Origin of the sequence: Cnuibacter physcomitrellae, assembly GCF_014640535.1 — a bacterium.
GTDB lineage: Bacteria > Actinomycetota > Actinomycetes > Actinomycetales > Microbacteriaceae > Cnuibacter > Cnuibacter physcomitrellae.
On record NZ_BMHD01000001.1, the window covers coordinates 1,910,950 to 1,935,891 of the forward strand.

General features: G+C 72.9%; 25 protein-coding genes. 10 read left to right on the top strand and 15 right to left on the bottom strand.

Translation table 11 applies throughout. The features are described 5' to 3' along the window. Positions 1 to 83 precede the first annotated feature (83 nt). On the top strand, positions 84 to 1,331 hold the full coding sequence (locus IEX69_RS08870) for a metal-dependent hydrolase family protein (RefSeq protein WP_174604501.1): 1,248 nt from the start codon (positions 84 to 86) through the stop codon (positions 1,329 to 1,331). Between the two features lie 38 nt (positions 1,332 to 1,369). On the opposite strand, the gene IEX69_RS08875 is transcribed toward IEX69_RS08870, so the two are convergent. The 3 genes from IEX69_RS08875 to IEX69_RS08885 form a co-directional block, all read right to left on the bottom strand. Beyond that, positions 1,370 to 1,597, bottom strand: coding sequence for a hypothetical protein (locus IEX69_RS08875; RefSeq protein ID WP_085020654.1), 228 nt, complete (start codon positions 1,595 to 1,597; stop codon positions 1,370 to 1,372). Further along, positions 1,594 to 2,136 carry a hypothetical protein gene (locus IEX69_RS08880; protein WP_085020655.1) on the bottom strand — a complete coding sequence of 181 codons (543 nt, stop codon included), beginning with the start codon at positions 2,134 to 2,136 and terminating at the stop codon, positions 1,594 to 1,596. Before IEX69_RS08880 ends, IEX69_RS08875 begins: the two co-directional genes overlap by 4 nt. A gap of 95 nt (positions 2,137 to 2,231) precedes the next feature. Further along, positions 2,232 to 2,663 (bottom strand): DUF6069 family protein, encoded by a 432-nt coding sequence (locus IEX69_RS08885; RefSeq protein WP_085020656.1) that lies wholly within the window; start codon positions 2,661 to 2,663, stop codon positions 2,232 to 2,234. A gap of 93 nt (positions 2,664 to 2,756) precedes the next feature. Here IEX69_RS08885 and IEX69_RS08890 point away from each other — a divergent pair, with 93 nt between their 5' ends. Both IEX69_RS08890 and IEX69_RS08895 read left to right on the top strand, forming a co-directional pair. After that, positions 2,757 to 3,365 (top strand): TetR/AcrR family transcriptional regulator, encoded by a 609-nt coding sequence (locus IEX69_RS08890; RefSeq protein ID WP_229756288.1) that lies wholly within the window; start codon positions 2,757 to 2,759, stop codon positions 3,363 to 3,365. Positions 3,366 to 3,985: 620 nt separating this feature from the next. Further along, on the top strand, positions 3,986 to 4,519 hold the full coding sequence (locus tag IEX69_RS08895; protein WP_085020657.1) for a hypothetical protein: 534 nt from the start codon (positions 3,986 to 3,988) through the stop codon (positions 4,517 to 4,519). A 24-nt stretch (positions 4,520 to 4,543) separates the two neighbouring features. Here the strand turns inward: IEX69_RS08895 and IEX69_RS08900 are convergent, their stop codons facing one another. The 4 genes from IEX69_RS08900 to IEX69_RS08915 form a co-directional block, all read right to left on the bottom strand. Then, positions 4,544 to 5,341, bottom strand: coding sequence for an ABC transporter permease (locus IEX69_RS08900; RefSeq protein WP_085020658.1), 798 nt, complete (start codon positions 5,339 to 5,341; stop codon positions 4,544 to 4,546). Further along, on the bottom strand, positions 5,338 to 6,240 hold the full coding sequence (locus IEX69_RS08905) for an ABC transporter ATP-binding protein (RefSeq protein WP_085020659.1): 903 nt from the start codon (positions 6,238 to 6,240) through the stop codon (positions 5,338 to 5,340). The genes IEX69_RS08900 and IEX69_RS08905 overlap by 4 nt, the downstream gene beginning before the upstream one ends. 210 nt (positions 6,241 to 6,450) lie before the next feature. After that, entirely contained in the window at positions 6,451 to 7,413 is a 963-nt protein-coding gene (locus IEX69_RS08910; RefSeq protein WP_085020660.1) for an alpha/beta fold hydrolase, read from the bottom strand. Between the two features lie 74 nt (positions 7,414 to 7,487). Beyond that, complete coding sequence (locus IEX69_RS08915; RefSeq protein ID WP_085020661.1) at positions 7,488 to 8,324, bottom strand: hypothetical protein; 837 nt, start codon at positions 8,322 to 8,324, stop codon at positions 7,488 to 7,490. Positions 8,325 to 8,490: 166 nt separating this feature from the next. Here IEX69_RS08915 and IEX69_RS08920 point away from each other — a divergent pair, with 166 nt between their 5' ends. Beyond that, a complete protein-coding gene (locus IEX69_RS08920) occupies positions 8,491 to 8,886 on the top strand; it encodes a PPOX class F420-dependent oxidoreductase (protein WP_085020662.1) in 396 nt (131 codons plus the stop codon). Positions 8,887 to 8,917: 31 nt separating this feature from the next. Here IEX69_RS08920 and IEX69_RS08925 read toward each other — a convergent pair whose 3' ends face one another. Then, positions 8,918 to 9,820: a PfkB family carbohydrate kinase gene (locus IEX69_RS08925; protein ID WP_157127281.1), complete on the bottom strand. Its 903-nt coding sequence runs from the start codon at positions 9,818 to 9,820 to the stop codon at positions 8,918 to 8,920. Between the two features lie 209 nt (positions 9,821 to 10,029). After that, entirely contained in the window at positions 10,030 to 10,845 is an 816-nt protein-coding gene (locus IEX69_RS08930; RefSeq protein WP_085020664.1) for a class I SAM-dependent methyltransferase, read from the bottom strand. A 386-nt stretch (positions 10,846 to 11,231) separates the two neighbouring features. Here IEX69_RS08930 and aroQ point away from each other — a divergent pair, with 386 nt between their 5' ends. The 3 genes from aroQ (at position 11,232) to IEX69_RS08945 (ending at position 12,956) form a co-directional block, all read left to right on the top strand. After that, the gene (gene aroQ / locus IEX69_RS08935; RefSeq protein WP_085020665.1) at positions 11,232 to 11,882 is read left to right on the top strand and encodes a gamma subclass chorismate mutase AroQ; all 651 of its coding nucleotides are present in this window, start codon (positions 11,232 to 11,234) and stop codon (positions 11,880 to 11,882) included. 167 nt (positions 11,883 to 12,049) lie between these two features. Continuing rightward, positions 12,050 to 12,172, top strand: a complete 123-nt coding sequence (gene ykgO, locus IEX69_RS08940) for a type B 50S ribosomal protein L36 (RefSeq protein WP_085020666.1) — start codon at positions 12,050 to 12,052, stop codon at positions 12,170 to 12,172. 76 nt (positions 12,173 to 12,248) lie between these two features. Continuing rightward, on the top strand, positions 12,249 to 12,956 hold the full coding sequence (locus IEX69_RS08945) for a class I SAM-dependent methyltransferase (protein WP_085020667.1): 708 nt from the start codon (positions 12,249 to 12,251) through the stop codon (positions 12,954 to 12,956). A 193-nt stretch (positions 12,957 to 13,149) separates the two neighbouring features. Here the strand turns inward: IEX69_RS08945 and IEX69_RS08950 are convergent, their stop codons facing one another. Together IEX69_RS08950 and IEX69_RS08955 are read right to left on the bottom strand one after the other, a co-directional pair. Then, positions 13,150 to 14,376, bottom strand: a complete 1,227-nt coding sequence (locus tag IEX69_RS08950) for a glycoside hydrolase family 3 N-terminal domain-containing protein (protein ID WP_085020668.1) — start codon at positions 14,374 to 14,376, stop codon at positions 13,150 to 13,152. Positions 14,377 to 14,566: 190 nt separating this feature from the next. After that, entirely contained in the window at positions 14,567 to 15,049 is a 483-nt protein-coding gene (locus tag IEX69_RS08955; protein ID WP_085020669.1) for a MarR family winged helix-turn-helix transcriptional regulator, read from the bottom strand. A 75-nt stretch (positions 15,050 to 15,124) separates the two neighbouring features. Here IEX69_RS08955 and IEX69_RS08960 point away from each other — a divergent pair, with 75 nt between their 5' ends. Both IEX69_RS08960 and IEX69_RS08965 read left to right on the top strand, forming a co-directional pair. Further along, a complete protein-coding gene (locus IEX69_RS08960; protein ID WP_085020670.1) occupies positions 15,125 to 17,335 on the top strand; it encodes an LLM class flavin-dependent oxidoreductase in 2,211 nt (736 codons plus the stop codon). Positions 17,336 to 17,380: 45 nt separating this feature from the next. Next, a complete protein-coding gene (locus IEX69_RS08965) occupies positions 17,381 to 18,241 on the top strand; it encodes an alpha/beta hydrolase (RefSeq protein ID WP_174604502.1) in 861 nt (286 codons plus the stop codon). 47 nt (positions 18,242 to 18,288) lie between these two features. Here the strand turns inward: IEX69_RS08965 and IEX69_RS08970 are convergent, their stop codons facing one another. After that, positions 18,289 to 19,518: a DUF4190 domain-containing protein gene (locus IEX69_RS08970; RefSeq protein WP_157127282.1), complete on the bottom strand. Its 1,230-nt coding sequence runs from the start codon at positions 19,516 to 19,518 to the stop codon at positions 18,289 to 18,291. 135 nt (positions 19,519 to 19,653) lie between these two features. Further along, positions 19,654 to 22,674, bottom strand: a complete 3,021-nt coding sequence (locus IEX69_RS08975) for a DUF2207 domain-containing protein (RefSeq protein WP_085020674.1) — start codon at positions 22,672 to 22,674, stop codon at positions 19,654 to 19,656. Positions 22,675 to 22,768: 94 nt separating this feature from the next. On the opposite strand from IEX69_RS08975, the gene IEX69_RS08980 reads away from it, so the two are divergent. Beyond that, complete coding sequence (locus tag IEX69_RS08980; RefSeq protein WP_085020675.1) at positions 22,769 to 23,335, top strand: hypothetical protein; 567 nt, start codon at positions 22,769 to 22,771, stop codon at positions 23,333 to 23,335. A 15-nt stretch (positions 23,336 to 23,350) separates the two neighbouring features. On the opposite strand, the gene IEX69_RS08985 is transcribed toward IEX69_RS08980, so the two are convergent. Both IEX69_RS08985 and IEX69_RS08990 read right to left on the bottom strand, forming a co-directional pair. Further along, entirely contained in the window at positions 23,351 to 24,061 is a 711-nt protein-coding gene (locus tag IEX69_RS08985; RefSeq protein WP_174604504.1) for a Pr6Pr family membrane protein, read from the bottom strand. Between the two features lie 109 nt (positions 24,062 to 24,170). Then, entirely contained in the window at positions 24,171 to 24,734 is a 564-nt protein-coding gene (locus tag IEX69_RS08990) for a hypothetical protein (protein ID WP_085020678.1), read from the bottom strand. Positions 24,735 to 24,942 lie beyond the last annotated feature (208 nt).

Here is a 24,942-nt window from a genome sequence, read left to right on the forward strand (position 1 = left end):
CTGACCTTTCGCCATGCGCATGCACGTGGCGAAAGGTCAGGAGGGTGGCGGAACTCGAGAGACGACCACGAGAGGATGACACCGTGAGGATCGAGAACGTCGAGGTGTGGGACGGCGAGCGGGCGCTGGGCGTCGGCTCGGTCGAGTGGAGCGTCGCGGACGGCGACGGGACCATCACGGGCGTGAGCGTGAACGCGAGCGCGAGCGCCTCCGGCGCCGCGGGCGTGGGCACGGGCGCCTCCGGCGACGCCGGCGCGGGGCTCGCCGTCATCCCCGGGCTGATCGACACGCACGTGCACCTGATCGGATACGCGGGGCGGGGTCACGCCGACTTCCTCAGCTGGCCGCTCACCACCCGGCCCGAGGAGCAGGTGCTGCACGGCCTCGCCCACGCGCAGGCCGCGCTGCGGGGCGGCGTCACGACGCTGCGCGACCTGTCGGCCGACGAGATCCAGTTCTCCCTCGCCCGTGCGGTGAACTCGGGTCTGGTCGAGGGACCTCGGTTGCTCGCGCACGGCATGGTGAGCATGACCGCCGGGCACGGCGACCTCTTCACCCCGGCCGCCTTCCCCCTGCGCAAGCCGACCGCCGACGGGCCCGACGAGTGCCGCAAGCTCGTGCGGCAGTGGGCCCGCGCCGGCGCCGACGGGATCAAGATCGCCACGAGCGGGGGCGTGCTCTCGGTTGGCGACAAGGCGTCGTGGCGCAACCACACCCGCGCCGAGATCGACGCGATCGTCGACGAAGCCCACGCTCTCTCGATGCCCGTCGCCGCTCACGCGCACACCGCCGAGGGCATCGACATCGCGCTGGACGCGGGCGTCGACTCGATCGAGCACGGCACCCTCATCGGCGAGGAGCAGGCGGCGCGGATCGCCGCATCCGGAGTGACCGTGGCACCCACCCTCCTCATCAACGACCGGATCGCGTCGGGCGAGCGCGCCGTCTCGCCCGAGCAGTCCGCGAAGGCGGCCGAGCTCGTGTCGCGACGCGATGCGCTGATGCGGGCTGCCGCCGACGCCGGGGTCGACTTCGTCCTCGGCACGGATGCGAACGGGCACCACGTCGACTTCGGCGATCAGATGGCGGAGGTGCGGGCGATGGCAGGCGTCTTCGGATGGTCGGCCGACCGCGCGCTGCAGTCCGCCACCTCGCGCGCCGCCGCCGCGATCGGGCGCGGCTCCTCGCTCGGACGCCTCGCCCCCGGCTACGCCGCCGACCTCGTCGTGCTCCGCGGCCGCCCCTGGGACGACCTCGGCGCGCTCGACGTGTCGCGCATCGTCGCGGTCGTCTCCCGCGGCCGCGTCGTCGCGGGCGCCCTCCCCGCCTAGCACCCGCGCGCATCCCGCCCCCGTGAGGGCGGCGCGGGTCAGCGGTGGCGGAGGACGTCGAGCACGGCAGCGACGAAGAGCACGGGCCAGGCGGCGATGAACATGTACAGGGCGATCACCGAGAGGACGTCGGCCGACAGGAAGTAGGCCACGAAGATGAGCACGAAGGCGACGAGGAAGTCCACCAGCCCGATCAGGTAGATCACGCTGGTGATGCGCCAGAGCCGGGTCGCGCGGCGGGGGTCGGAGGCGAGGGGGTGCGTCATTCGAGCAGCGTCGCCTTGATCACGACCGCGAGGAATCCGGCCGCACCGGCGGCGAGCCCGCCGGCGAGGCTCAGCGGCCACGGCACCCGCCTCTCGCGGCAGGACAGGATCCCCAGCACCACCAGCACGGCGACGCCCGAGCCGATCGACAGCCAGTAGGCGACGTCCTCGTCGACGACGCCGAAGGCTCCGAAGACGAGGAAGAAGAGCGGGATGGCCGGGCCGATGAGCACGCCGGTCGAGTGGTGCAGGCCCTCGGTGACGGCGGCACGGATGCCGGTCTCCCGGCCGTCCCGCGATCCGTGCCGGGCCACCGTCATGGCCACGACGTGGGCGAACCAGAGCACGAGGCTCGCCAGGAGCCCATTGACCATGAGGTGGAAGTCGTCGGCGTCGTCCTCCGCCGCGGTGAGCACGGCGCAGAAGAGGATGGTGCCGTAGATGGCCTCGGGCGTGACGAACCTGTGGTGCAGGCGGCCTCGGCGCGCCGGGATCGGGTCGGCGACCGTCCCCTGCCCGTCGGCCGCCGCATCCGTCACCCCACTATTCTGCCGGTCGCGGGCCGGTTCTCACACGCGGCGCTCGCGCGACTCCCGCGCGGGTCCACGTGGGTTCAGGCGGGTTCACGCCCGGTTCACGCCCGACGCGACGCCAGCGCGTAGGCGGGGACGGCGACCGCCACCACCGCGAGGTGCATCACCATCAGCGCGATCGCCGCGGCCGGCGTGGTCCCGGGGATGAAGCGCAGCGTGAGCAGCAGCACGTCGGGCACGAGCGAGAGCACCGTCACGACGGGCACCAGCACGGCGAGGACCCGCCGGGCGTCACGGGCGCGGCGCCGCACGATGAGCCAGCCCGCCCATCCGGCGGCGATGCCGAGCACGGTGAAGAGCGCGTAGGCGGGCAGCGTGAGCGGACCGTAGTCGGTCGGCGCGCCGAGGCTCGTCGCCACGGCGGCGACGACGGCGTTGAGCCCCACGGCGACGACGGCCGCAGCGGCGAGGATGCCCGCGGCGCGGAGGCGGGACCGCGACGGGGCGCGGGTGGTGGCGACGGATGCGGTCATGACGTCCTCCTGAGGTGTACGGCCTATTACGGTTCCGATCGGTACCGTTAGAGGGATACGGTACTACTCGGAACCGGAACATACAATGCTGGGGTGAGCATCCAGGAGTCGCCGTCCCCCGCCGGACGCCCGCGCGACCCGGAGGTGGAACGCAGCATCCTCACCGCCACGCAGGACCTGCTGATCGAGCACGGCTATCCGGGGACCACCATCGCCGCCGTCGCCGCCCGCGCCCACTGCGGCAAGTCGGCCATCTACCGACGCTGGGGCACGAAGGCCGAGCTCGTCGTGGCCGCGGTCAGCGACCTCCAGGTGGCGGCGGAGGTGCCCGACACGGGCGACCTCCGCGACGACCTCCTCCGCGCCGCCCTGCACTTCGCCGCCACCGACGAGCGCTCGGGCCCCGTGCTGGCGAGCCTGCTCAGCGAGATCGGTCGCGACAGGGAGCTCTACGACGTCGCCTACCGCCTGATCGGCGGGCCTCCCGTCGCGGCGATCGAGACGGTCATCCGCCGCGCGATCGAGCGCGGGCAGGTCTCCCCCGAGGCGCCCGTGACGCTCGTCGCGGGCATCGTCCCCACGGCCGCGTTCGGCAGCATCTCGCTGCGGAAGCGCTCGCTCGAGCCGCAGGCCGTGGTCGACCTCGTCGACCGCGTCCTGCTGCCCGCCCTCCGCGCCGCGCCCCCGCCCTCCGGGACTTGAGCTCGAGCTCGGGCCCCAGGGGCTCGGGCTCGGGTTCGGCGTCGTGGCCTCGCCGCGACGGTCGGATCCGAACCGCGATCTCCCGCGACGAGGTTGCTCCGTCGGGGCGCGGCCCACACCCGTCGACAGCGCGAATCTGACACTCGTGGCGACCTTCGTGCCGAACAGCCCGCAACAACTGCCAAATCCACGCCCCACCGGGAACCCGCGCACGGACGAACCATCCCGCACGGCGGCCTGGCCCGGCGGATCTGACACTCCTGGCGACCTCCGCGCCCAACAGGCCGCCACGACTGCCAAATCCACCACCCACCGCGCACGACCGAGGCGATCAGTCACGCCACGGCGCTGACCCCAGACCGAGCGGATCTGACGCTCGTGGCGACCTCCGCGCCGCACAGCCCACAACTACTGCCAGATCCACGCCCCACCGCGAACCCGCGCACGGACGAACCACGCTACACGGCAGCCTGGCCCGGCGGATCTGACGCTCGTGGCGACCTTCGGGCGCGGCGGGTCACCACGAGTGCCACATCCGGGGAGGACGGCCGCCCGCGCGAGGGCGAATGGGGACTTCTCCCCATCGCGAGGGCGCGGCCCGGTCCGTAGCCTCGAGATGGATGGACGACAGGGACGAGGTCAGCGACGCCGGCGCCGCTCGCGGCGAGGTGCCGTGGGAGTACGACTTCACGCTGGCCCGCGTCCGTCGTCCGCGCCTCGTGCGGCCAACGGTCGCTGCCGCGCCGAAGGCCGCTCAGGAGGACGCCCGACCCTCACCCACCCCTTCGTCGGGACTCGAGTCGATCGAGGACACGGTCCGGCTGACGGAGGGAGTGCCCGCCGCGCTCGGGCCCCGTGTGGCGCCGACGGGGGCGCGCGAGCCTCACACCCCGCCCGGCGACGCGGGCGCCCTCCCTCAGCTCAGCCCCGACGAGCACCCGCATCCGCACCAGCAGGAGCACCCGCTCCCGCACCCGCACCCGCATCCGGGCCCGCACCAGCAGGAGCACCCGCACCCGCATCCGCATCCGCACCGAGGAAGCCGAAGGCGGCGGTGGTCCGCCGCTCGCACCGAGCTCGTGATCAAGGTGGCCTGCGGCATCGCGCTCGTCACCGGCACGGCCGCGCTCGTGGTGCTCGCCTTCACGGTATAAACCGCCGCCCACCCGCCCCGGCGCTCAGTCGACGTCGCGCCGCCAGCTCGTGAAGTACCCGGCAGCGGTCGCGACCGCGGCGATCGCGAGCAGCACGAGCGCCCCGCCCCACCACGGCAGCTGCTCGCCACCACCCGACTGGGTGATCGAGAAGAAGCTCGTGCCGACCAGCGCATCCGACGCCGCCCCCGGGAGGAACCGGCCGATCGCGGACGCCCAGTCGGCCAGCGACGTCGCCGCGCGCAGGATCGGCTCGACGAACTGCGTGAACGCCAGCACGATGACGATCGCCGCCACCTGGCTGGGCACGAGCACGCCGAGTCCGGCGCCGATCGCGGCCCACAGGGCCATCGCGAGGAGGATGCGGGCGAACATCAGCCAGGTCTCCGGCTGGTCGAGCCCCGTGCCGCTGTCGCCGAAGGAGAGCGTCAGCGCGCCAGGGCCGACCGCGGCGATCAGCGCGAGCACGCCGAAGACGGCGCCCATCACGACCAGCACCGTCAGCTTCGCCCAGAGCACCGTCGCCCGGCGAGGGGTGACGAGGAAGGCGGGCGTCAGCGTCTTGTGCCGGAACTCGGCCGTCACCGCGAGGGCCCCGAAGAGCACGGGGAACACGTATCCGATCGAGGACGCGAAGCTGTACACCAGGCGCGGCAGGGAGACATCTCCCAGCGGGGCCTCCCTGGCGACCGCGGTGATGAGGAGGCCACCGCCGGCCGCGACCAGTCCGACATAGCCGACCATGATGATCGCGAGGACCCACCAGATGCGGGTCGAGGTGATCTTCGTGATCTCGGCGCGGACAGCGTGGACGTAGTTCACAGCGAGCCCTCCTCTCCGACGAGGGCCAGGAAGCTCTCCTCGAGCCCCACCCGCTTCTGCGTGAGGTTGGTGAGGGGAATTCCGGCGTCGAAGGCGATGCGGCCGATCGTGGCGGCATCCGCCGCATCCACCACGAGGCCCGCGCGCATCTCGGAGTAGGTGTATCCGGCCGCGGCGACGGCGGCCGCGAGACCGGCGCGATCCGCCGCGTTGACCTGCACGGACATCGTGTCGGACGCGTCGAGGCTGGCGAGGTCGCCCGTGTGCACCAGCTTGCCGTGCGCGATGATGACCACCTCGTCGACGGTCTGCTGCACCTCGCTGAGCAGGTGGGAGGAGATCAGGATCGTACGACCCTCGGACGCCATCGCGCGCAGGAGCTGGCGGATCCACTTGATGCCCTCGGGGTCGAGCCCGTTGATGGGCTCGTCGAGGACGAGCACCCCCGGGTCGCCGAGGAGCGCGAACGCGAGCCCGAGGCGCTGGCGCATCCCGAGCGAGTAGCCGCCGACCCGGCGCCGGCCGTAGTCCTGCAGGCCGACGCGGGCGAGCGCCTCGTCGGCCGCCGTCGCCGGCAGGCCGGACGCCTGCGCCGCGATGAGGAGGTGGTTGCGCGCCGTGCGTCCGGGGTGGAAGCTCGTGGCCTCGAGCGACGCGCCCACCGTCGTGAGGGGCGAGGCGAGGTCGCGGTACGACGTGCCGCCGATGGTGGCGACGCCGCTCGTGGGGCGGACGAGCCCGAGGAGCATGCGCAGCGTCGTCGTCTTGCCCGCGCCGTTGGGGCCGAGGAAGCCCGTGACGCGGCCGGGCTCGATCGTCACGGACAGGTCGTCGACGGCGCGCACCGCGCCGAACGCCTTGGTGACGTGCTCGAAGTGGATGGGGAGTCCCGTGGGCATCGAGGATCCTCTCGGTGTCGGGGGTCCCGTCCACCCTATCGACGACACCCGTCGAGATTCGACCCTTTTCGCGCGAACGGCGGCTGCGGCGGCGGGGCGGGGCGGACGAACGCGTCGCCTGTGCACCGAATCCGCGAGAGCGAGCCGTCTATCGGCGCGGTTCGGCGGAATCGGTGTCGAAGCGACGGCCTCCCGCCCGGACCGGGCGTCTCAGCGCTCGGAGCGGGCCTCCGCCATCGACTCCGCGTGCTCGGTCTTGCCCGCGGCGATGAGGCGGTCGTCGTCGCGGGCGACGCCGGTCAGCTCCCGCAGGCGCCCGCGCAGGCCCTTGAGCGCGGTCCGCAGCGTCTGGTGGGTGGGTTCGGGCGCGGCGGCCGCCTCATCCGACATCCGGTGCAGGAAGCCGTCGGTGTCGCGCGGACTCCGCGCCCACTCGACGCAGAGCCGCGCCACCCCCTCCGCGTGCCCGTGCATCACCGAGTGGCCCGCGCCGCCGATCTCCCAGGTCGTCGCGAACGGGATCGTCCGCGCGATCCACCGCACCCACACGCGCGGCACCACGGCGTCGTGCTCGCCGCGGATCACGAGGGTGTGGGCACGGATGTGAGCGAACCGCTCCTCGATCGGGAACCGCATCATCTCGGGCAGGATCCGGAAGAACCAGCGGAATCCGCACGTCAGGTACGAGCCGATCGCCAGCACCTTCACCCGGAACGGCTCATGCCACGACGCCCGCAGGAACCGGCCCGCGAGCGGCACGAGACGGCGGATCCCGGGGAACACCACCGGTCCGATCAGCACCACGGTGCTGATCCCGGGCCGCCGTGCGGCGACCTCCGCGACCATCTGCGTCCCCATCGAGTGACCGACGAGGATGGGGTCCGTCAGTCCGAGGTCGTCGATGACGGCCTCGACGAGATCGGCGTACTCCTCGATCGTCATGGCGGCGGGCGGATGCGGGACCCCGCCGAACCCGGGCAGGTCGAGAGCGTGCACGGGACCGAACTCGTTGAGGTTCGGCGCGAGCCGCTCGAAGTAGGTCGCAGCCACGCCGATGCCCGCGACGAGGACGAAGGGGCGCTCCCGCCCGCTGCCGATCGTGGACACGCGGGCGTAGACGTCTCCCCGCTCGACGCGGGTGACCTCGACGGTGGTGTCGTCGCGCTGCGTCATGCTCCCATTCTCCCCGAGGGCCTCGGCTCGCGCTCTCGGTCGGGGTTCGGGAACCTCCCGTGGGCGGACGCGCGCTACGGCCGGTCGTCGGGCCGCATGAAGGGGGTGAGGTCGTCGCCCCGGCGCCAGGGGCGGGCGGGTTCGGGCTGGGGTGCCAAGAGCTCGTCGAGGCCGTCTGCGTCGTCCGCGTCGTCTGCGGCGCGCCGACCAGGATCCGTCGGCCGCCCATCCGCCCGGCTCGGTGCCGCGCGCAGCCGTGTGCGCAGGGCGGTCGCGACGATAGCCATCCCGACGAGGACGAGCGCAGCGAACATCAGGAACGGCATGAGCGAGTACGCGACCTGGACGAACAGCTGCGTCGCCCTGTCTGAGGCGCCCGTGTACGTCACCACCGCCGGGCTGCTCGTCCAGAGTACGAGTGCCGCCGATCCGACGGTGGACACAGCGGCGATCACCCACAGAGCGACGATGGCGCGCATCCCCGAGCTCCTCTCCTCGATGTCGGCGGTGGCGGTGGTTGTGGCGGTAGCGGTGCGGACCTCGGCCGCAGCGCGAGGGACCGGTGTGGCAGGGGTGGGCGTCTCGGACCACGTCCCACCTGCGCCGGTCGTGGGCCTCGCCTCCACCCCTGCTGGAGCGGTCATCGCCGTCGCCAGCACGAGCGCCCCGCCGACCGCGAGCGCCCCTGCCCCCACCAGGGGACCGCAGACCCGGAGTGTCGCCGAGAGCACCGTGTAGAGCAGGGGATCGCTCGCCGCGCATCCGTCGATGTCGCAGTTCATGGCCATGGCGTCCTCGTCGCTCGCCATGATCACCACGATGCACACCACCCCGAGCGCGAACAGCACTCCCGCGAGCACCGTCGCGGCTCGCTTCGCCGCGCGGATCGCCGAGTCACCCTGCCTCGTCATGGTGCTGCGAGGGTATCCCGGATGCGATGGGACTCGTACTCCCGTGCCCGCGGCTCCCGTGCTGCGGGCCCGTGCTTCCGGCCCGGGGCAGCCGGCCCCGTGCGGTGTCGTCCGGGAGGGGTAACGTCGTGGAGGTTCCCACCCTCTCTCGCCTGGAAGGGCCCCCATGACCGCTCTGCCCGATGACCTGATCTCGCTCCTGCAGCGCCGTGCGCTCTGCAACATCGCCACGGTCATGCCGTCCGGCTCGCCGCAGGTGACGCTCACCTGGGTCGACACCGACGGCGAGAACGTCCTCGTGAACAGCGTCATGACGCACCAGAAGGTCCGGAACGTGCAGCGCGATCCGCGTGTGGCGGTCACGATCTCCGATCCCGAGAACCCGTGGTTCTACTACCAGGTCCGCGGCACGGTGCGCGAGCTCCGCACCGAGGGCGCCGTCGACCACATCGAGCAGCTGTCGCAGAAGTACACCGGCGGCCCCTACCCCTGGTACGGCGGCCGCGACCAGCAGCGCGTCATCCTCGCCATCGAGCCGGAGCGCGTCAGCTCGCCCCGCTGAGCCCGTCGCCCGGGGCCCTCCGCTGAGCCTCTCAGCGCGCCGCGAGGCGCTCCGCGGTCACGCGGTTCGCCTCGGCGACCGCGCTCGTGAGGGTCGCGGGGTCTCTCGCGCGGTCACGCGACGACCGCGGGCCATCAGCGCCCGCACGTGCGCGGCCCGAGAGCAGCGACACCACGAGTGCGGCGCTGAAGAGATCGCCGGCTCCGATGAGGCTCGCAGCGGGCAGGTCGCCCACGGCGTGGGCTGCGACGTCGTGCCGCTCTCCTCGGAGGTATGCGCTGGCGCCCTCCGCGCCCCGTGTGACGACGACGGCGGTCGACGGATGCGCGAGGGTCCACATCCGGGCCGCCTGGTGGGATGCGGCCGGATCGCCGAGGTCCTCCTCGCTCAGGACGGCGATGTCGACCTGGGAGAGCACCGCCGGCGCTTCCGCGAACTCGCGGGGTTCGACTGGCCGCGCGCCGCGCACAGCGGGGCCCAGGCCGCGGAGGTATCCCTGCACGAGGGCGACCCGCAGCGCGTCCAGAGGAAGCGGCGAGGCAAACTCGGCGATGAGCTCGGGACTCATCGGCAGCAGCGGGGTGAGCACGAGCGCCTCGGCGTCGGCGAGGGCAGCGCGGGTCGAGACCCCGAGCGCGGCCTGCTCGACGGCTTCCGCGTGGCGGACCCACTGCACCCGACGCGCGGAACGGACATCGTTCACGTACACGAGCGTCTGGTCTCCGACGGCGGGCTCGAGGAACTGCAGACCCGTGTGGAGCGCCTCGAAGTCGGCGCCCCGCGGAGCGGCGACCACCGGCGCCATCCCCGCCTCGGCGAGCACGGGCGCCATGAACACCGCGGGCGAACCCGCCGCGCGCACGACCCCCTCGGGCGTCACGATCTCGTCGAGGCACACGTGTCCCGCGATCACCACCCGCCCCGGCTCGCCCATCCGAAGAAGCGTAGTCGCGCCCGCCCGCGGGTCGCCCGCTCGCAGGCTCCAAGCGACTGCTCACTCCGCGCACCATCCCCACCCGGATGACGCCAATTTCGAGCACTCGCTACTAGCGCATCCCACTCCACTGCCCACTTTGCGCGCCACCCTGCCCCGATGACGCCGATCTCGAGCACTCGCCGTCGCAGCGGCGCGCCCGGGGTGGCTCAGCGGGGGACGCGGCCGAGGACGACGTGGAAGGCGTTGCGTAGCAGATACCCGCCCTCGGGCGTGGCGAAGGGGCGGGCGGCGGCCACGAGGATGGGTGTGCGCGCGGCGATGGTGTCGTCGTCCTCTCCGAGGAGGACGCCGCGGGCGAGGTCGTCGTCGGAGGCAGCCGACCACGGCACATCCACGGTCGACGACCACTCGACGGCGATGCCCGCCTCGGCGAACAGTGCCTCGAGCCCGCCGGGGAGGCGGTAGTCGAGGTCGACGAGGTCGTCCGGGTCGTCGCCGTCGTCGAGCGCGACCGCGGTCTCGAGCGTGTCGAGGTCGTTGCGCGCACGCTCCGCCCAGTTCGCCACCGCGACCACGCCGCCCGGCGCGGTGACCCGCCCGAGCTCGACGAGCGCTGCCGCCATGTCGTCGGCGAACTGCAGGGCGTTGACGGCGATGACGGCGTCGAAGACCCCGTCGGAGAAGGGCAGCCGATCGATCGCGGCGAGCTGCACGTCGGCGGCGGGAGCCGTCCGCCGAGCGAGCGCGACCATCCCCGGCGCGGCGTCGACCGCACTCACCGCCGCACCCGCGGCCTCGAGCTGCGCGGCGAGCTCGCCCGACCCGCACCCCGCATCGAGCACGCGCGATCCCGCGCCGATGCCCGCGCGCCGCACGATCTCCTCGCGCGCCGGATCGGCCACGCGCCCCCACCGCGCCGCCCACTCCTCCGCCACCGGCGACCACGCCTCCCCGGATGCTGCGGCCGCCTCCTCCGGTCCCGCCGGACACGCCGCCGCGTCGGAATCCGCTGCGCTCGACATGCCGATCAGCCTAACCGCGGCGTCCCACCGGCCGCCCGACACCGAATCCACGACAGCGGCGCCGTATCCGCCGGACTCGGGCTCATTCGGTGTCGAGCGTCCGCGCTCTGGATGAGGCTGCCCCAAGACCGCCCCATCACGGGATCCACGACAGCGCCCCCGCCCCGGACGCTCGACACCGAATCCCCGGAAGCGGCAGCGTATCCGGCGGACTCGGGCTCATTCGGTGTCGAGCGTCCGTCGTGACCCGGTCACGCGGCCGCGCAGCGCCGCATCTGCCGTCGCTCATCACGGGATTTGTGCAAGCGGCGCGCTATTCGGCGAGCTTGAGCGCATGTCGTGATGAGCGACCGCGAAGCGCGTCCCGAGCGCTCTACGCTGGCGGCATGCCGCACCACACCCTCCGGCGGATCGCCGCCGCCGCACTCGTCGCTGTCGCGGGCATCGCGCTCGCCGGCTGCGGCAGCCCCGCACCGGTCTCCTCGGAGACCGCGACCGCGAGCGCGACGGCGACGGCGCCCACCGGCAGCAGTCCCGCATCCGCCGTGCCCGGCGGGACCTTCGACGCGGCGGTCGGCCTCATCGTCGAGCGCCTCGACACCGCGCCGCAGGTGGCGGCGTCGAAGCTGTTCACCGGCCAGCCGGTGACCGACCCCGCGCGCGAGCAGGTCGTGCTCGATGCGGCTGCGGCCGCCGCCCAGCAGGCCGGCGCCGACACCGACTACGTGCAGGCCGTGTTCGCCGACCAGATCGCCGCGAGCAAGCTCGTGCAGCAGTCGCTCCTCGACCAGTGGGCGGCGGGCTCGGCGCCCGCGCCGACCACCGCGCCCGATCTCGCGACGGAGGTGAGGCCCGTCCTCGACCGCATCACCGCCGAGCTCGTCCCGGCGCTGGCCGCGGTGCAGCAGTACCGCTCGGACCCCGGCTGCGCGGATGCGGTCGCCGCCTCGACCGCCTCCGCCTCCGCCGCTGCGCCGGTCTCCGTCCCGGAGGTCGCCGCCGCTCTCCCCACCGCCACCGCCCGCCTCTGCAGCTGACCCACCACACACCCCGCCCGCGCCCGCCCGAGCCGAGCAGCGAGCAGCGAGCAGCGACGACCGTCCGTACTCGCACGCGGCGGGCGCGGCGGGGAATGGATGCGGTCGCCTCGCGGTTGTCGATCGTGTAGCTTATTGAGAACCATTCTCACAAGAAGGAGATCGCGATGAAGGTCCGCAACTCGATCAAGTCGATGAAGAACCAGCCCGGATCGCAGGTGGTGCGCCGCCGCGGACGCGTCTTCGTCATCAACAAGCTCAACCCGCGCTTCAAGGCACGCCAGGGCTGAGCCCCGATCCGCACCTCCGCTTGCCGTTTCAGCACGCGGAGGTGCGCGGCCGGCGCGCATCCGCTGAGATGGGGACATGCACACCCATTCCGACCCGGCCGGGCACGCGCACGGCACCTCCGACCCGGCCCCGGTCGACTTCTGGGAAGAGCGCTACGGCAGCTCCGGACAGGTGTGGTCCGGACGGGTCAACGCGACGACGGCGTCCGTGGTCACCGACCTCGAGGCAGCCGGAGTGGTGCCGGGCACAGCCCTCGACCTCGGATGCGGGGAGGGCGGCGACGCGATCTGGCTCGCCCAGCGAGGATGGCGGGTCACCGGCCTCGACATCTCCCCGACGGCCATCGGCCGAGCCCGCGACGCAGCCGTCACCGCCGGTCTCGGCGAGGACCAGGTGAGCTTCATCGCCACGGACCTCTCGGCTTGGATGGCCGGCGCGGCCGGCCGAGGAACGGACTCCGTCGACCTCGTCACGGCGAGCTTCTTCCACTCCCCGGTCCTGCTTCCGCGCGGCGAGATCCTGGCGGCGGCGGCGAGCCTGGTCGCTCCGGGCGGGCACCTGCTCCTCGTCACGCACGCGGCGGTGCCGCCGTGGGCGACGGGCGAGGACGCCGCCCACCACGCGGATCTCCTGAGCCCCGCGGAGGAGGTCGAGGCGCTCGCGCTCGACCCGACCGAGTGGGAGCTGCTGCTCGTCGAGACACGCACCCGCCAGGCCACCGCGCCGAACGGCGAGCCCGCCGTCCTCGACGACGGCGTCGTCCTCGCCCGCCGCATCGCCTGAGCCGCAGCGCAGCCGCTGTAGCGCCCGTCGAGCAGGCCCGCGATCCCACCGGATCCGCAGCACAGCCGCGGGCCAGTCGAGACCGGCGCATCGCCCGAGCCCGCACCGCACCTCACCTCACCGCAGCACGACGCTGCGGGGCACCGCAGCACAGCACTGCAGCGGGCGGAGCCGCGCGGCAGCGCGGGCGGCGCTACTGCAGCGGCTCCACCTTCGCGGTGACGATGTGCCGCGCGGCGTCCGCCACCCGCGCCGCGAACGCGGGATCGGCCTGCGCCTTCGCGAGCACCGCGGCGTACATCTCCGGATACACGGACGAGTCCGCCGACACGAGCAGCAGGTCCACGCCCGCCGAGAGGGCGAGCGTCGCCCGGTCGCCGGGCGACCACGCCTGCACCTCGGCCGCCGCGGAGAGGTCGTCCGTGGTGATCACCCCCTGGAAGCCGAGCTGGTCGCGGAGCAGCGTGGTCGCGATGGTGCTCGAGAACGCCGCCGGCGCCGACGGGTCGATGTTCGCGTAGGTGGCGGTCGAGAGCATCACGACGGCCGGTCCCTGCGCGAGCAGCGCGCGGTAGACGCTGATGTCGGGCCCGTCGGTGGTGACGACGGTGTCGGTCACCCCGGTGTCGGTGTCGGTGTTCTCGCCCACGTGCCCCAGGCCCGGGAAGTGCTTCAGCGTCGGCATCACGCCCGCGTCGCGCATCCCGGTGGCGAACGCCCCCGCCCCGGCGATCACCGCATCCGCCGAGTAGCCGTACTCGCGGTCGAGCTCGCCGATCGGCGGGTTGCTCTGCGCGGTCTCCGGGCTCGTGACGATGTCGGCGACGGGGGCGAGGTTCATGTTGACGCCGGCCTGCCCGAGCTCCGCTCCCCACTGGGCGGCGGAGGCGCGCAGCTGGTCGGGCGAGGACTGCCCCTGCGTGAGGGCCGACGGCATGTCGTCGAACCCGGGCCCCGACAGCACCTGGACGTCGCCGCCCTCCTGATCGGTCGACACCCACAGCTTGGGTGCCCCGGCCGGCAGCGCCGAGGTGAACTGCTGGACCACCTGCGAGGTGGCGTCGACCCCGGCGGAGGAGCGGCCGTGGAGGAAGATGCCGCCGATCTGCTGCTGGCTGACGGCATCCAGCGTGGTCTGATCGACGGAGTCGGCAGCGGTGCCCACCATGAACAGCTGGGCCACCTGCTGCTCGAGGCTCATGCCCGCGATCGGGTCGACCGGGGTCGGCGTCGGCGTGGGGGTCGGCGTGCGCGTGGGAGACGCCGTCGGCGACGCCGTGGGCGTTCCGGGCGACGGGTCGGGCGCGACGCACCCCGCGAGCGCGAGCACGGCAGCACCGGCCGCGGTCACGAGCCCCATCCGGCGGGCGACTCGTCGGCGGGTCGGGATGGATCGGAGAGCGGTGCTTCGGGTGCGCATCGCTCTAGAACCTACCCGGACTCGCCTGCGCGACGGCCGTGGGCGTGAGGTACGACCCACCCGATGGCCGCAGAAAGGTACCGTGAGAGCCGACATGGCGCGCAGAGGACGCCATGCGCGCTCTGAGGCTCCCTTTCGACGGTCAGGCGGCCACCGGGCCCGCCCAGGCCCGCCCCGGCCCGCGCCGGCCTCAGCCGGCCGCGTCGGCGAGGATGTCCTGCACCACGCGGCACGCGTCGTGGTCGCCGTCGCCGGTGTGCATACCCGCGGCCGCGCGCTCCACGAGCGAGCGCAGCGACGCGCTCTCCTCGGCCGTGAGCCCGGGGAACATCCCCGCCTCGACCGCAGCGACCCGGGCCCGCAGCTCCTCGACGCGCGACCGCCCGGATGCGGTGAGCACCAGTCGACGCACCCGCCGGTCGCGCGCATCCGCCGTCCGCTCCACGAGGCCCGCCGCCGCGAGGTCGTCGAGCACGTAGGTGAGCACGGTGCGGTCGATGCCGAGGTGCATCGCGATCGAGGCCTGCGTCGGCGGGTCGCCCGTGGCGAGGGTGCTGAGGATCTGGAAGCCCCGCGGCCCGTGCGGCAGGTCGCCCACCGCCTCCTCCGTCTCGCGCTGCCAGGCGCGGAACACCACGCCGAGTGCCCAGCCGAGCTCCGAGTCGTGCGCCATGAGCAGATCCTACCGGAATACGTTGTGAATCAGATAGGTTGTACGACAGACGATCTTTCAACCAGAGGACCTCGCATGGACTACGGTCATCCGATCCGCTTCGGAACCTTCATCACCCCGACGGCGGCGAGCCCGCAGGCGTCGGTCGCGCTGGCTCAGCTCAGCGAGCAGCTCGGGTACGACCTGGTCACCTTCCAGGACCACCCGTACCAGCCGGCGTTCCTCGACACCTGGACCCTCCTCACCTGGGCGGCGGCGTCGACGAGCACCATCCACCTCTCCCCGAACGTGCTCAACCTCCCGCTGCGGCCCGCCGCGGTGACGGCCCGAGCGGCCGCGTCGCTCGACCTCCTCTCCGGAGGCCGCGTCGACCTCGGCCTCGGCGCCGGCGCGTTCTGGGACGCCATCGAGGCCATGGGCGGCACCCGGCTCACCCCGGGGCAGGCCGTCGACGCGCTCTCCGAGGCGATCGACGTCATCCGCGGCATCTGGAACCCCGCCGACCGGACTCCGCTCCGAGGCGGGGAGCACTACCCGATCCGCGGCGCGAAGCGGGGACCGGCGCCGGCGCACGAGATCCCGATCTGGCTGGGCGCCTACAAGCCCCGGATGCTGCGCCTCACCGGGCGCAAGGCCGACGGCTGGCTGCCCTCGCTCGCCTACATGCAGGACGGCAAGCTCGCGGAGGGCAACGCCCGGATCGACGACGCGGCGCGAGACGCCGGGCGCGATCCGTCCGAGGTGACGCGACTGCTCAACATCGGCGGCGGCGAGAGCGTCGACCAGCTCGTGTCGCTCGCCCTCGCCGACGGCGTGAGCACCTTCATCCTCGCCACCGACGATCCCGCACAGCTGCAGCGCTTCGCCGAGGAGGTCGTCCCCGCGGTCCGAACGACGGTGACCGCCGAGCGGGAGCGAGCCGGCACCGCCGTGCGCACCGGACGCAGTGCCCGCGCCCTCGCCCAACGGCGCGAGGGCATCGCCTACGACGACCTGCCCGAGTCGCTGCGCGAGACGGCGGTCGAGCCGGGCGACATCGGATTCGCGGGAGTGCGGTCGACGTACATGCGCGCGGGCTCGCCCGGGCTCGTGCTGCGGCCCCGGTCCGTCGACGAGGTCGTGGAGGCGGTGGGCTTCGCACGCCGCCATCCCGACCTGCCGCTCGGCGTCCGCAGTCGCGGGCACGGCATCAGCGGACGCAGCACGAACGACGGTGGACTCGTCATCGACCTCGCCGCGCTCGACTCCCTCGAGGTGCTCGACGAGTCGCGTCGACTCGTGCGCGTGGGCCCCGGCGCGCGGTGGATGGACGTGGCCGCCGCGCTGCAGCCGCACGGCTGGGCGCTCTCCAGCGGAGACTACGGCGGGGTGGGTGTCGGCGGACTCGCGACCGCGGGCGGGATCGGCTTCCTCTCCCGGGAGCACGGACTCACGATCGATCACCTCGTCGCCGCGGAGGTGGTGCTCGCGGACGGTTCCGTCGTGCGCACCTCGGCGACGGAGGAGCCCGACCTGTTCTGGGCGATCCGCGGGGCAGGGGCGAACGTCGGGATCGTCACGGCGTTCGAGTTCGAGGTCGACGAGGTCACCGACGTCGGCTGGGTGCAGCTCGCGTTCGACGCCTCCGACACGGAGGGCTTCCTCGAGCGCTTCGGAGCCGCGATGGAGGCCGCCCCGCGCGACGTGACGCTGTTCCTCATCCTCGGCGCCGCCCGTCCGGGCGAGCCGACGATCGCGCAGGTGTACGGGGTGGTCGACTCGCCGAATCCGGACACGATCATCGCGCGGCTGCAGCCCTTCGCCGAGATCGGGCCCCTCGTGGGGCAGCAGGTGCAGCTCGCCCCGTACGCGGCGGTGATGGCCAACGCCTCGGATGCGACGCACGACGGACAGGGTGAGCCCGGCTTCCGCTCCACCCTGCTCGGGCACCTCGACCAGGAGTCCGCCGCCGCTGCCGCCGCCCTGGTGCGGTCGGGGTCGGCTCCGTGGTTCCAGATCCGCTCGGTGGGCGGCGCGGTCTCCGACGTGGAGGCGGATGCGACGGCGTACGCGCACCGCTCGGCGAACTTCTCGGTGACGGCGATCGGCCGCTCGGCGAGGTTCGAGGCGCTCTGGGACGCGCTCGCCGCCCACGGAGAGGGCCTCTACCTCAGCTTCGAGACACGGACGGGGGCCTCGATCGTGGAGCAGGCGTTCCCGCCCGCGCACCTCGCCCGCCTCCGCGAGGTGAAGCGCCGCGTCGACCCCGCCCGCCTCTTCAAGGACAACTTCGCTATCCCCGAGTGACGCGCTCGCGCCCGCCGGCCAGGTGGGCGCGGCAGAATGGGCGGCATGGCGGGAATCAGGGGGCTCATCCGGGAGCAGCGGGAACCGCTGCTCCACGTGTCGGTCGACTCGGAGCCGGCGCCGCCCGCCGAGCACGGGCACGAGCACGGGCACACGCCCCACCTCCGCGCCGAGCAGCCGCCCACGATCGTGCTCGTGCACGGGATCGCGTCGAGCGCGACGACGTTCGACTTCGTCGTCCCGCTCATCCGCGACGACTACCGGGTGATCGCGGTCGACCTCCTCGGCTTCGGTCAGTCGCCGCAGCCTCCGGATGCGGAGTACACGCTTGAGGAGCACGTCGACGCCCTCGCGCACACCCTCCGCCACCTCGGCCTCCGGCACTTCACCCTGGTCGGGCACTCGCTCGGCTGCCTCATCGCCTCACGCTACGCGGCGACCCATCGCCGCTCGCTCGACAAGCTCGTGCTGGTCAGCCCGCCCGTGTACCAGTCGCCCTCCGAGATCGGGGATCCGCGCACCCGGGCCCGGGTCTCCGGCTACCTGGCGGCCTACCGCTTCTTCCGCGAGAACAAGGACTTCACCCTCGCGAACGCCGCCTGGGTGACGAAGCTGCTCCCCATCGAGCACGTGATGGAGATCACGGAGCAGAACTGGACGCCGTTCGTGAAGTCGCTCGAGAACTGCATCGAGACGCAGACCATCATCAGCGACCTCGCCACCGTCGACGTGCCGATCGAGGTCGTCTACGGCACCCTCGACGAGTTCCTCGTCCCCGGCAGCGTCGCGATCCTGTCGCGAATGAAGGGCGTCACCACGCATCCGGTGCACGTCAACGACCACGTCATCCGCCGCTCGATGGCTCGGGTGGTCGCGACGGCGATCGGCGCCGCACCCGCGCGCTGAGTGCGGATGCGGCGCCGATCGACACGCGGGCGCGGGGCGCGAGGGCGCTAGCGCTTGCTCCCCTCGAGCGTTCCCGAGACCTTGCCCGCCGGGTCGTAGATGACGCAGGAGACCAGGCGGTCGTCCGCCTCCTCCCACGACGTGGAGGTGGGCGTGTAGTAGTTGTAGTTCAGCGTGGAGTCGGCGTACGGGATGCCGACGAAGGCCTCGTACGCGTCGGCGCACCCCTCCTCGGCGTCCTGCGCGACGGCGTCGTCACCGGGGTACGTGCTGCCCCCCGTGATGTCGAAGTCGTAGTAGACCTCGTAGTCGTGCGGGTCGGAGCAGCTGACCAGCGGGACGTCGCTGACCTCGGTGCCGGACGTCGTGTCGTTCAAGCAGTCGCCCACCTGGATCGAGAACACGTCGACCTGGGTCTCGTCGACGTCCCCGCCGTCGGTCGCGCTGGGCGTGTAGTCGCTCAGGCCGCCGACGACCGCCGCCGTCGTGGTGCCGGCGATCACGATGGCGATGATCGAGAAGATCGCGACGATCACGCCGATGCCCGTGAGCACGGCGCCGACCACGATGCCCGCGGTCGCGGGCCCGTTCTTGTAGCCCGCGCGCTTGGACTGGTTGCGGGCGATGATCGAGATGATCAGTCCGACGACGTTGGCGAAGATCGCGACGATCAGACCGACGATGCCGAGCGTCTTGCCCGGGAAGTCACCCGGGTTCTGCGGGGGCTGCCCCGGGCCGCCGGGGTAGCCGGGTCCGCCGTATCCCGGACCGGCCGGGGGCGGGGTCTGCCCGCCGCCGAAGCCGCCCGGCTGGTAGGCCGGCGGAGGCGGCGTGGAGCCGGAGGGACCGGAGGGCGGAGGAGGAGGTGTCGACCCCGAGGCGGACGGCACCGGCGGCGGACCGTACGGGTTGCTGCCCGACGGACCCGACGGCGGACCCGCGGGCGGCGGAGGCGTCGACCCCGAGGCGGACGGACCCGACGGCGGGCCCGCGGGCGGCGGGGGCGTCGGCCCCGAGGCGGACGGCACCGGCGGCGGACCGTACGGGTTGCTGCCCGACGGACCGGACGGCGGCGGGGGCGACGAGGGCTGGCCGTACGGTGAGCTGCTGCCCGGGCCGGGCGGCGGCGAGGACGGCTGCTGCCCGTAGGGCGCAGGCGGAGCGGGAGGACCCGCGGGCGGCTGCTGACCCTCGGTCTGCGGGGGCTGGTACGTCGGGGGCAGCGGCGGCGTCTTCTGCTCGTCGGGCCGGCTGTCTCCCCCAGTCGGGTCGGTCATGTCTCGCTCTCCTCGTCACAAGCATCGAGGGCGCTCGCCCCCGACCTTGATCCGAACGTACTCGCACCCGCCGTCGTCGGCTATGGGGAGAACTCACCATCGCCAGGCGCCCGATCACGAGCAGCGTCCGGGGCGTCAGTGCCGGCCGCGCCCCTTCCGGCCGGGCGACGATCCCCTGGTCAGCCGCCCGCGCCCCGCCAGCAGCTGCCCCACCCGCTTCTCCGGCCGCACGGCGACGATCCCGACCACAGCGGCCGCCACCGCTGCACAGGCCATCAGCGCGAGCGGCGGGAACTCCGCCCAGTCGGCGGGCATGTCCGCCGTCGCCCACACGAACACGATCACGGCCGCGAGCGCCGACGCGGGCCCGAGCCGCCACACCAGGTCGCGGAAGGTCCCCGGCTTCGTGCGGCGCGACCTCACGATCGCGTGCCCCACGCCCAGCGCGGCGATCACGAACACCAGGAGCGCCAGCCCCCCGACGAGGAGGAAGGGGATCACCCGCTGGAACCGATCCCGGGCCAGGGCACCCGCATCCGGCCCCGTGAAGGTGCCCGCCGGGAACTCGAGCATCGCACCGAGGTCGTCGTAGCTGCTCCCGGTCGGGTACCCGAACTCGCCGTAGGTCTCGGTGAGCGCGTGGCGGGTGGCGCCGTCGCTCTGCGTGGCGGTCTCCGTGATCGTGCCGTAGTCGGACGGCGACGGGTCCTCCAGGTAGTCCGACGGCCCCATCTCGGCGACGGCCGTGCCGAACGGGAAGGTGGACTCCTTCCAGTCGCGCGCGTCCTCGGCCGTGTCGGGATCCTCGCGCAGCCACCCGGCGGTCTCCGCGAGCGCCGCGAGGTCGTCGGGGACGGTGATCGACACCTCGACCGGGCTCGGCCCGTCGGTCTGCGTCCCCCAGCTGTCCCAGCCCTCCAGCAGGGCCACCCACCGCATCCGGTCGACCGTCTCGCCCGGCGCCTCCGCCAGCGGTGAGGCGGGAGCCGCGGTCACCGCCGAGGCGAGCATGTACGTCACCTCGACGTCGTGCGTGTCGGTCAGCACCTGCGACATCCGCGTCGCGACGAGGGCGAGGTCGCCCTGGCGGGTGACGTCGAAGGGGACGTCGGCTCCATCGACTCGGACGCCCGTCACGGAGAGCCCCAGGTCCTGCCCGTCCATCGCGGCGGGCAGCTTCTGCGCGAACTGCGGCGGCCGACTCGCGTCGTCGTCGATCGACATCGTGACGCGCTCCGTGACGTCGAGCCGGCCCCTGCCGTCGTCGTCGCGCGAGAGCGTCGCGTCGACCGAGACGGAGTCGATGGTCGTGTAGAGGGCGCCCGGCACGTCGACGTCGTACGAGTCGAACGTGGACGAGCGGGCGTACGGGGTCGTGACCGTGGCCGCCAGCACGATGGACCCGGCCACCAGAAGGATCGCGAGCGTGTTCACGGCGAACCGCGGCCACGTCACGAAGTCGCGGGTCCGCCAGTCGCTCGCCGTGGGCGCATCGTCGCCGAGTTCGCGATCGATGGCCGCCGTCATCCGCTTGCCTGCGTCGCGCGGGTCGTCCAGCAGCACCGCGTACGGCAGCAGCGGATCCGTCAGCGTGGCGCGCTCGAGCAGGCTCGTGCGCTCGGCGTAGACGCCGATGCCGCGGAGGTGCTGCTTCACGAGGGCGCCCTTGCGCGTGAGCGGCCGCGCGCTGAGTGCGATCGAGATCACGACGAGGGAGATCGCCGTCGAGACGAGGACGAAGGCGGCGGGCCACCACACGATCGCCAGCGTGGTCTGGAACGACAGCTGCCGGACGATGCCCCACTGCACGAGGGTGAGCGCGATCGGGGCGAGCAGGAACCAGTCGCGGACGAAGCCGCGGGGGACCCGACGGAAGCCGTCGGTGAGCTGCCGGCGCCGTTCCAGGGCGAGGTCGTAGGCGAAGCCCGCCCGGAGCCGATCGCCGACGCGCCCGGTGCGGCGCGCGGCGCGTCCGGCCGCGATGAGGGCTTCCCGACGGCTTCCGCCGCGGGGGTCGCGAAGCTCGTCGAGCGCTCCCGCGAGCTCTCTCGTGCGCGGCCGCTCGAGGATCTGCGCCGCGACGAGCGGAGAGACGCCCTTCGGCGGGTCGTACTGGGCGACGAACCACGGCCGACCCCGGGCGTCGCTCCACGCCACGGCGCGAGCGGCGAGCGAGAACAGCAGCGTCACCAGGAGCACCACGAGCGGGACCACCGGCCCGAACGTCTGCACGAGGAACAGCGGCGACGGGCCCGGCATCGTGATCGTGCCCGGCTGGAAGCGCATGTCGAACCAGGCCTGCGCGTTCGGCGGGATGTTCTGGTCGAGCGTGAACGCGTACGTCGTCTGCCCGGGCGGGCTGTCCTCCTCGGGCTCCAGCCAGTCGCCGCCGCTCACGAGCAGCCAGGCGATGTCGGCGCGGGGCTGGCGGACGAGATGGCTCGCGAGCTCGTCGGGCATCGTGATGGTCACGTCGAGACCCGCGAACGCCTGCGGCCAGCTGGGACCGAAGACGCTCCACTCGAGGAGGTCGATGTCGTCGCCCGAGGCGTCGTCGGTCGAGGCGTAGGCGAGGTCCTGGAGGGTGTACCGGAGGGTGAACTCGTGGTCGCCGCTCAGGCGCTGGCCGGTGTCGAGCGTGTAGGTGAGCCGGTCGGATGTGGTCTGGCTCGGCGGATCGACGGGGTCGCCGTCGATGGTGGCGCTGAGCAGCGTCGGGTTCAGGGCGTGGCCCTGGTACTCCACCGGCAGCACACGCTGGATGCCGCTCTCGTCGACGTCGTCCGGGAAGAACGCGGTGATGGTCTCGACCACCTCGGCCTGCAGCCGCCCCTCCGCATCCTGGGTGAGGGTGTAGTCCGCGGTGAAGTCGCGAGCGATCCAGGTGTCGGTGGCGGTCTCGGCGGATCCGGTGATGTCCTCGAACGTCAGCGGCGGGTTGATGACGGGGCCGAACAGCAGCACGAGCCCGGCCACGCCGATGAGACCCCAGAAGGCGCGCAGCCCGTTGCGGAGTCGCTTCCCCCCGTGCGAGCGCAGCCACGCCTCGAGCGCGAGCAGCCACCGCGACAGCAGCGCCCACAGCGGCGTCGGCCGCGGTCGGGCGTCCGGGACCCGCTCGCCCTCGGCGCGCCCCGCGTCGTCCTCCCCCGCCACGCTCCCACCCTACGTGGACACCGCGGGCGGTGTGCGTGCCCGCATCCGCCGCGTGCGCCGGATCCGCCATGATCGGAGGATGCAGCGGCGGCGCGTGACCACGATCGTCGTCCTCGTCGTCATCGCGGCCCTGGGCGCGACGGTGGCGTGGGGTGTCTGGTCGAGCGTCCGAGAGGTCGACGGCTGGTCCGCAGCCGACCAGCGATGGCTCGCGGACCAGGCGCTCGCGGCGCTCGTGATCGGTGCGGTCATCGTGGCCGGTGCCGCACTTCGGGCCATCCTGGTCTCCGCCTTCCAGCGTGAGCGCCTCCTCCGTCGTCACCTTCGCAGGGTCGCGCCCGCCGCGGAGCTCGTGCTCCCGCTGGAGTGGCTGGAGCGGGAGGGCGACCCCGCCCGGCTGTACTCCTACGGCGGCGTGACCTTCGCCGACGAGGAGGTGATCGTCTGGACATCCTCATCACCGCCGCGACCCGCGACCCGTGTCTCGAGGACTCGGATCGACGACATCGAGGTCGTGGACGTCGGCCGAATGGTCGGTGTGAGGATGACGATGCGCGAGGGCGCCGACAGCGACATCACCCTGCACGTGCGGCGCCGCTGGCACTCCGAGGCCCGCCGCGCCGTCGCCTGGGGCCAGGCCACCCGAGGCGGGCGCAGGTGAGCCCGGAGCCTCCCGTCAGCGGACGAGGGAGGGGAGGCGCTTGTCGAGGAGGGTGAGGATCGCGGCGATCACCATCGCGATGAGGAGGACGACGAGGCAGTTGCGCACCGAGTCGGCGAAGCCGATGAGGGTGACGTCCAGGAACGGGTACGGATACCAGGACGTGACCGCGCCGTGCACGAAGGTGTACACCAGCCAGGCGATCGGCCAGATGAAGGCCGCCGCCGCGGCACCCCAGCTCATCCGCGGCCGGGGGCCGAAGATCAACCAGCCGATCAGCGTCGCCCACGGCGAGATGTAGTGGAAGCCGATCGTGGCGGCGAGCGCCCAGCCCTCCGGATGGACCAGCGGCGCGAGGATGGTCTCGTAGACGAGGCCCGTGATGATGATGCCGAGCATCGCGTCCAGCCGCAGCACACGCCAGACGCGGCCGTCGCGCCGGATGCTCACGAGCAGAGCGATCGAGGTGCCGAGCACGAAGATGTTGCTCTGGATCGTGAAGTAGCTGAACAGCCGTACGAGGCGCGTGGCGAGGCTCTCACCCGACGTGTTCGTCGTCGAGTTGACGTCCTGCCCACCCGTGAAGATGAGCGTGATCTGGATGACGAGCGCGGCCGCGACGATCACCGCGATGGCGCCGAACCAGATCCGGGCGGCGAGCGCCCGCGCATCCGAGCCGCTGTGCGTCCGGTCAGCGGAGCCCGTCGTCGTCGCCGTGTCACCCATGCGTCGCCCCCTCATCGCGGGCGGCGTCGCCCGCATCCGCCCCCATGCTAGGGGCAGGAGGCGCACCCGCGACAGAGGCGGGTCGGCGCCCGAGCGGGTGCGGTCGGGGTCACATGCCGCAGGTGGCGCTGACCGCCTCACCGCACATCACGCCGAGCGCGACGTACTGCACGAAGAGCACGATCCAGGCGACGGTGCTGAGGATGGGGTTGCCGATCGTCAGGATCCAGGAGAACGTCAGCAGCGTCCTCCTGGCGCCGAGCGCGCTCGACCGCGGACTCACGAGCTTCACCATCGCCCAACTGCGACGCGCCACGGTGAGATGGACGATGAAGAACACCGTCCCGATGATCCACAGCGGCACGGTCACCAGGAGGTAGTTGCCGAACGCGGGACCGATCCCCTCGAGCAGCGCGTACGTCGCACGGGGACCCCCGGGGTACGCCCACACCGACACCAGCAGCTGCACGGTGATGACGAGGATCGCGACGCCCATCACGAGCGTCACCACGAGCATCCACAGCCCGCGCCCCTTGACGGGCGGCCACACCTCGGCCACGAGCGCCGCCGCAGCGGGCTCCGTCCACCCCGAGTAGGTCAGCTCCCGGACCACCGCGTCGGGCTCGGCGCCCACCGACGCCCGCCATCGCACGTACTGCTGCGCCTCTTCCACGCCCTCACCCTAGCGATGTCCCCTCCCGGATGCGCGGATGCGCGGATGCGCCGCTGCCGCTCGCACGGCAGGCGCGGCCAGCCCCGGCCGAGCGCCGTCGGCGCGGTGGCAGCGACCCCAGTGGCCGTGGGCCCCCCGCCCACGGCCACCGGTCGCGCCCGAGCCCCCCGCCCGGGCGCCCGACGGTCGCAGCTTCCCCCCTCGGGTC

What these genes read in the sequence shown, in the direction of transcription:
- IEX69_RS08945 (WP_085020667.1), top strand. Translation starts at nt 12,249, where the DNA reads ATGCACACCCATTCCGACCCGGCCGGGCACGCGCACGGCACCTCCGAC.
- IEX69_RS08930 (WP_085020664.1), bottom strand. Translation starts at nt 10,845, where the DNA reads ATGTCGAGCGCAGCGGATTCCGACGCGGCGGCGTGTCCGGCGGGACCG.
- IEX69_RS08960 (WP_085020670.1), top strand. Translation starts at nt 15,125, where the DNA reads ATGGACTACGGTCATCCGATCCGCTTCGGAACCTTCATCACCCCGACG.
- IEX69_RS08910 (WP_085020660.1), bottom strand. Translation starts at nt 7,413, where the DNA reads ATGACGCAGCGCGACGACACCACCGTCGAGGTCACCCGCGTCGAGCGG.
- aroQ (WP_085020665.1), top strand. Translation starts at nt 11,232, where the DNA reads ATGCCGCACCACACCCTCCGGCGGATCGCCGCCGCCGCACTCGTCGCT.
- IEX69_RS08895 (WP_085020657.1), top strand. Translation starts at nt 3,986, where the DNA reads ATGGACGACAGGGACGAGGTCAGCGACGCCGGCGCCGCTCGCGGCGAG.
- IEX69_RS08920 (WP_085020662.1), top strand. Translation starts at nt 8,491, where the DNA reads ATGACCGCTCTGCCCGATGACCTGATCTCGCTCCTGCAGCGCCGTGCG.
- IEX69_RS08905 (WP_085020659.1), bottom strand. Translation starts at nt 6,240, where the DNA reads ATGCCCACGGGACTCCCCATCCACTTCGAGCACGTCACCAAGGCGTTC.
- IEX69_RS08875 (WP_085020654.1), bottom strand. Translation starts at nt 1,597, where the DNA reads ATGACGCACCCCCTCGCCTCCGACCCCCGCCGCGCGACCCGGCTCTGG.
- IEX69_RS08925 (WP_157127281.1), bottom strand. Translation starts at nt 9,820, where the DNA reads ATGGGCGAGCCGGGGCGGGTGGTGATCGCGGGACACGTGTGCCTCGAC.
- IEX69_RS08965 (WP_174604502.1), top strand. Translation starts at nt 17,381, where the DNA reads ATGGCGGGAATCAGGGGGCTCATCCGGGAGCAGCGGGAACCGCTGCTC.
- IEX69_RS08885 (WP_085020656.1), bottom strand. Translation starts at nt 2,663, where the DNA reads ATGACCGCATCCGTCGCCACCACCCGCGCCCCGTCGCGGTCCCGCCTC.
- IEX69_RS08915 (WP_085020661.1), bottom strand. Translation starts at nt 8,324, where the DNA reads ATGACGAGGCAGGGTGACTCGGCGATCCGCGCGGCGAAGCGAGCCGCG.
- ykgO (WP_085020666.1), top strand. Translation starts at nt 12,050, where the DNA reads ATGAAGGTCCGCAACTCGATCAAGTCGATGAAGAACCAGCCCGGATCG.
- IEX69_RS08950 (WP_085020668.1), bottom strand. Translation starts at nt 14,376, where the DNA reads ATGCGCACCCGAAGCACCGCTCTCCGATCCATCCCGACCCGCCGACGA.
- IEX69_RS08955 (WP_085020669.1), bottom strand. Translation starts at nt 15,049, where the DNA reads ATGGCGCACGACTCGGAGCTCGGCTGGGCACTCGGCGTGGTGTTCCGC.
- IEX69_RS08970 (WP_157127282.1), bottom strand. Translation starts at nt 19,518, where the DNA reads ATGACCGACCCGACTGGGGGAGACAGCCGGCCCGACGAGCAGAAGACG.
- IEX69_RS08985 (WP_174604504.1), bottom strand. Translation starts at nt 24,061, where the DNA reads ATGGGTGACACGGCGACGACGACGGGCTCCGCTGACCGGACGCACAGC.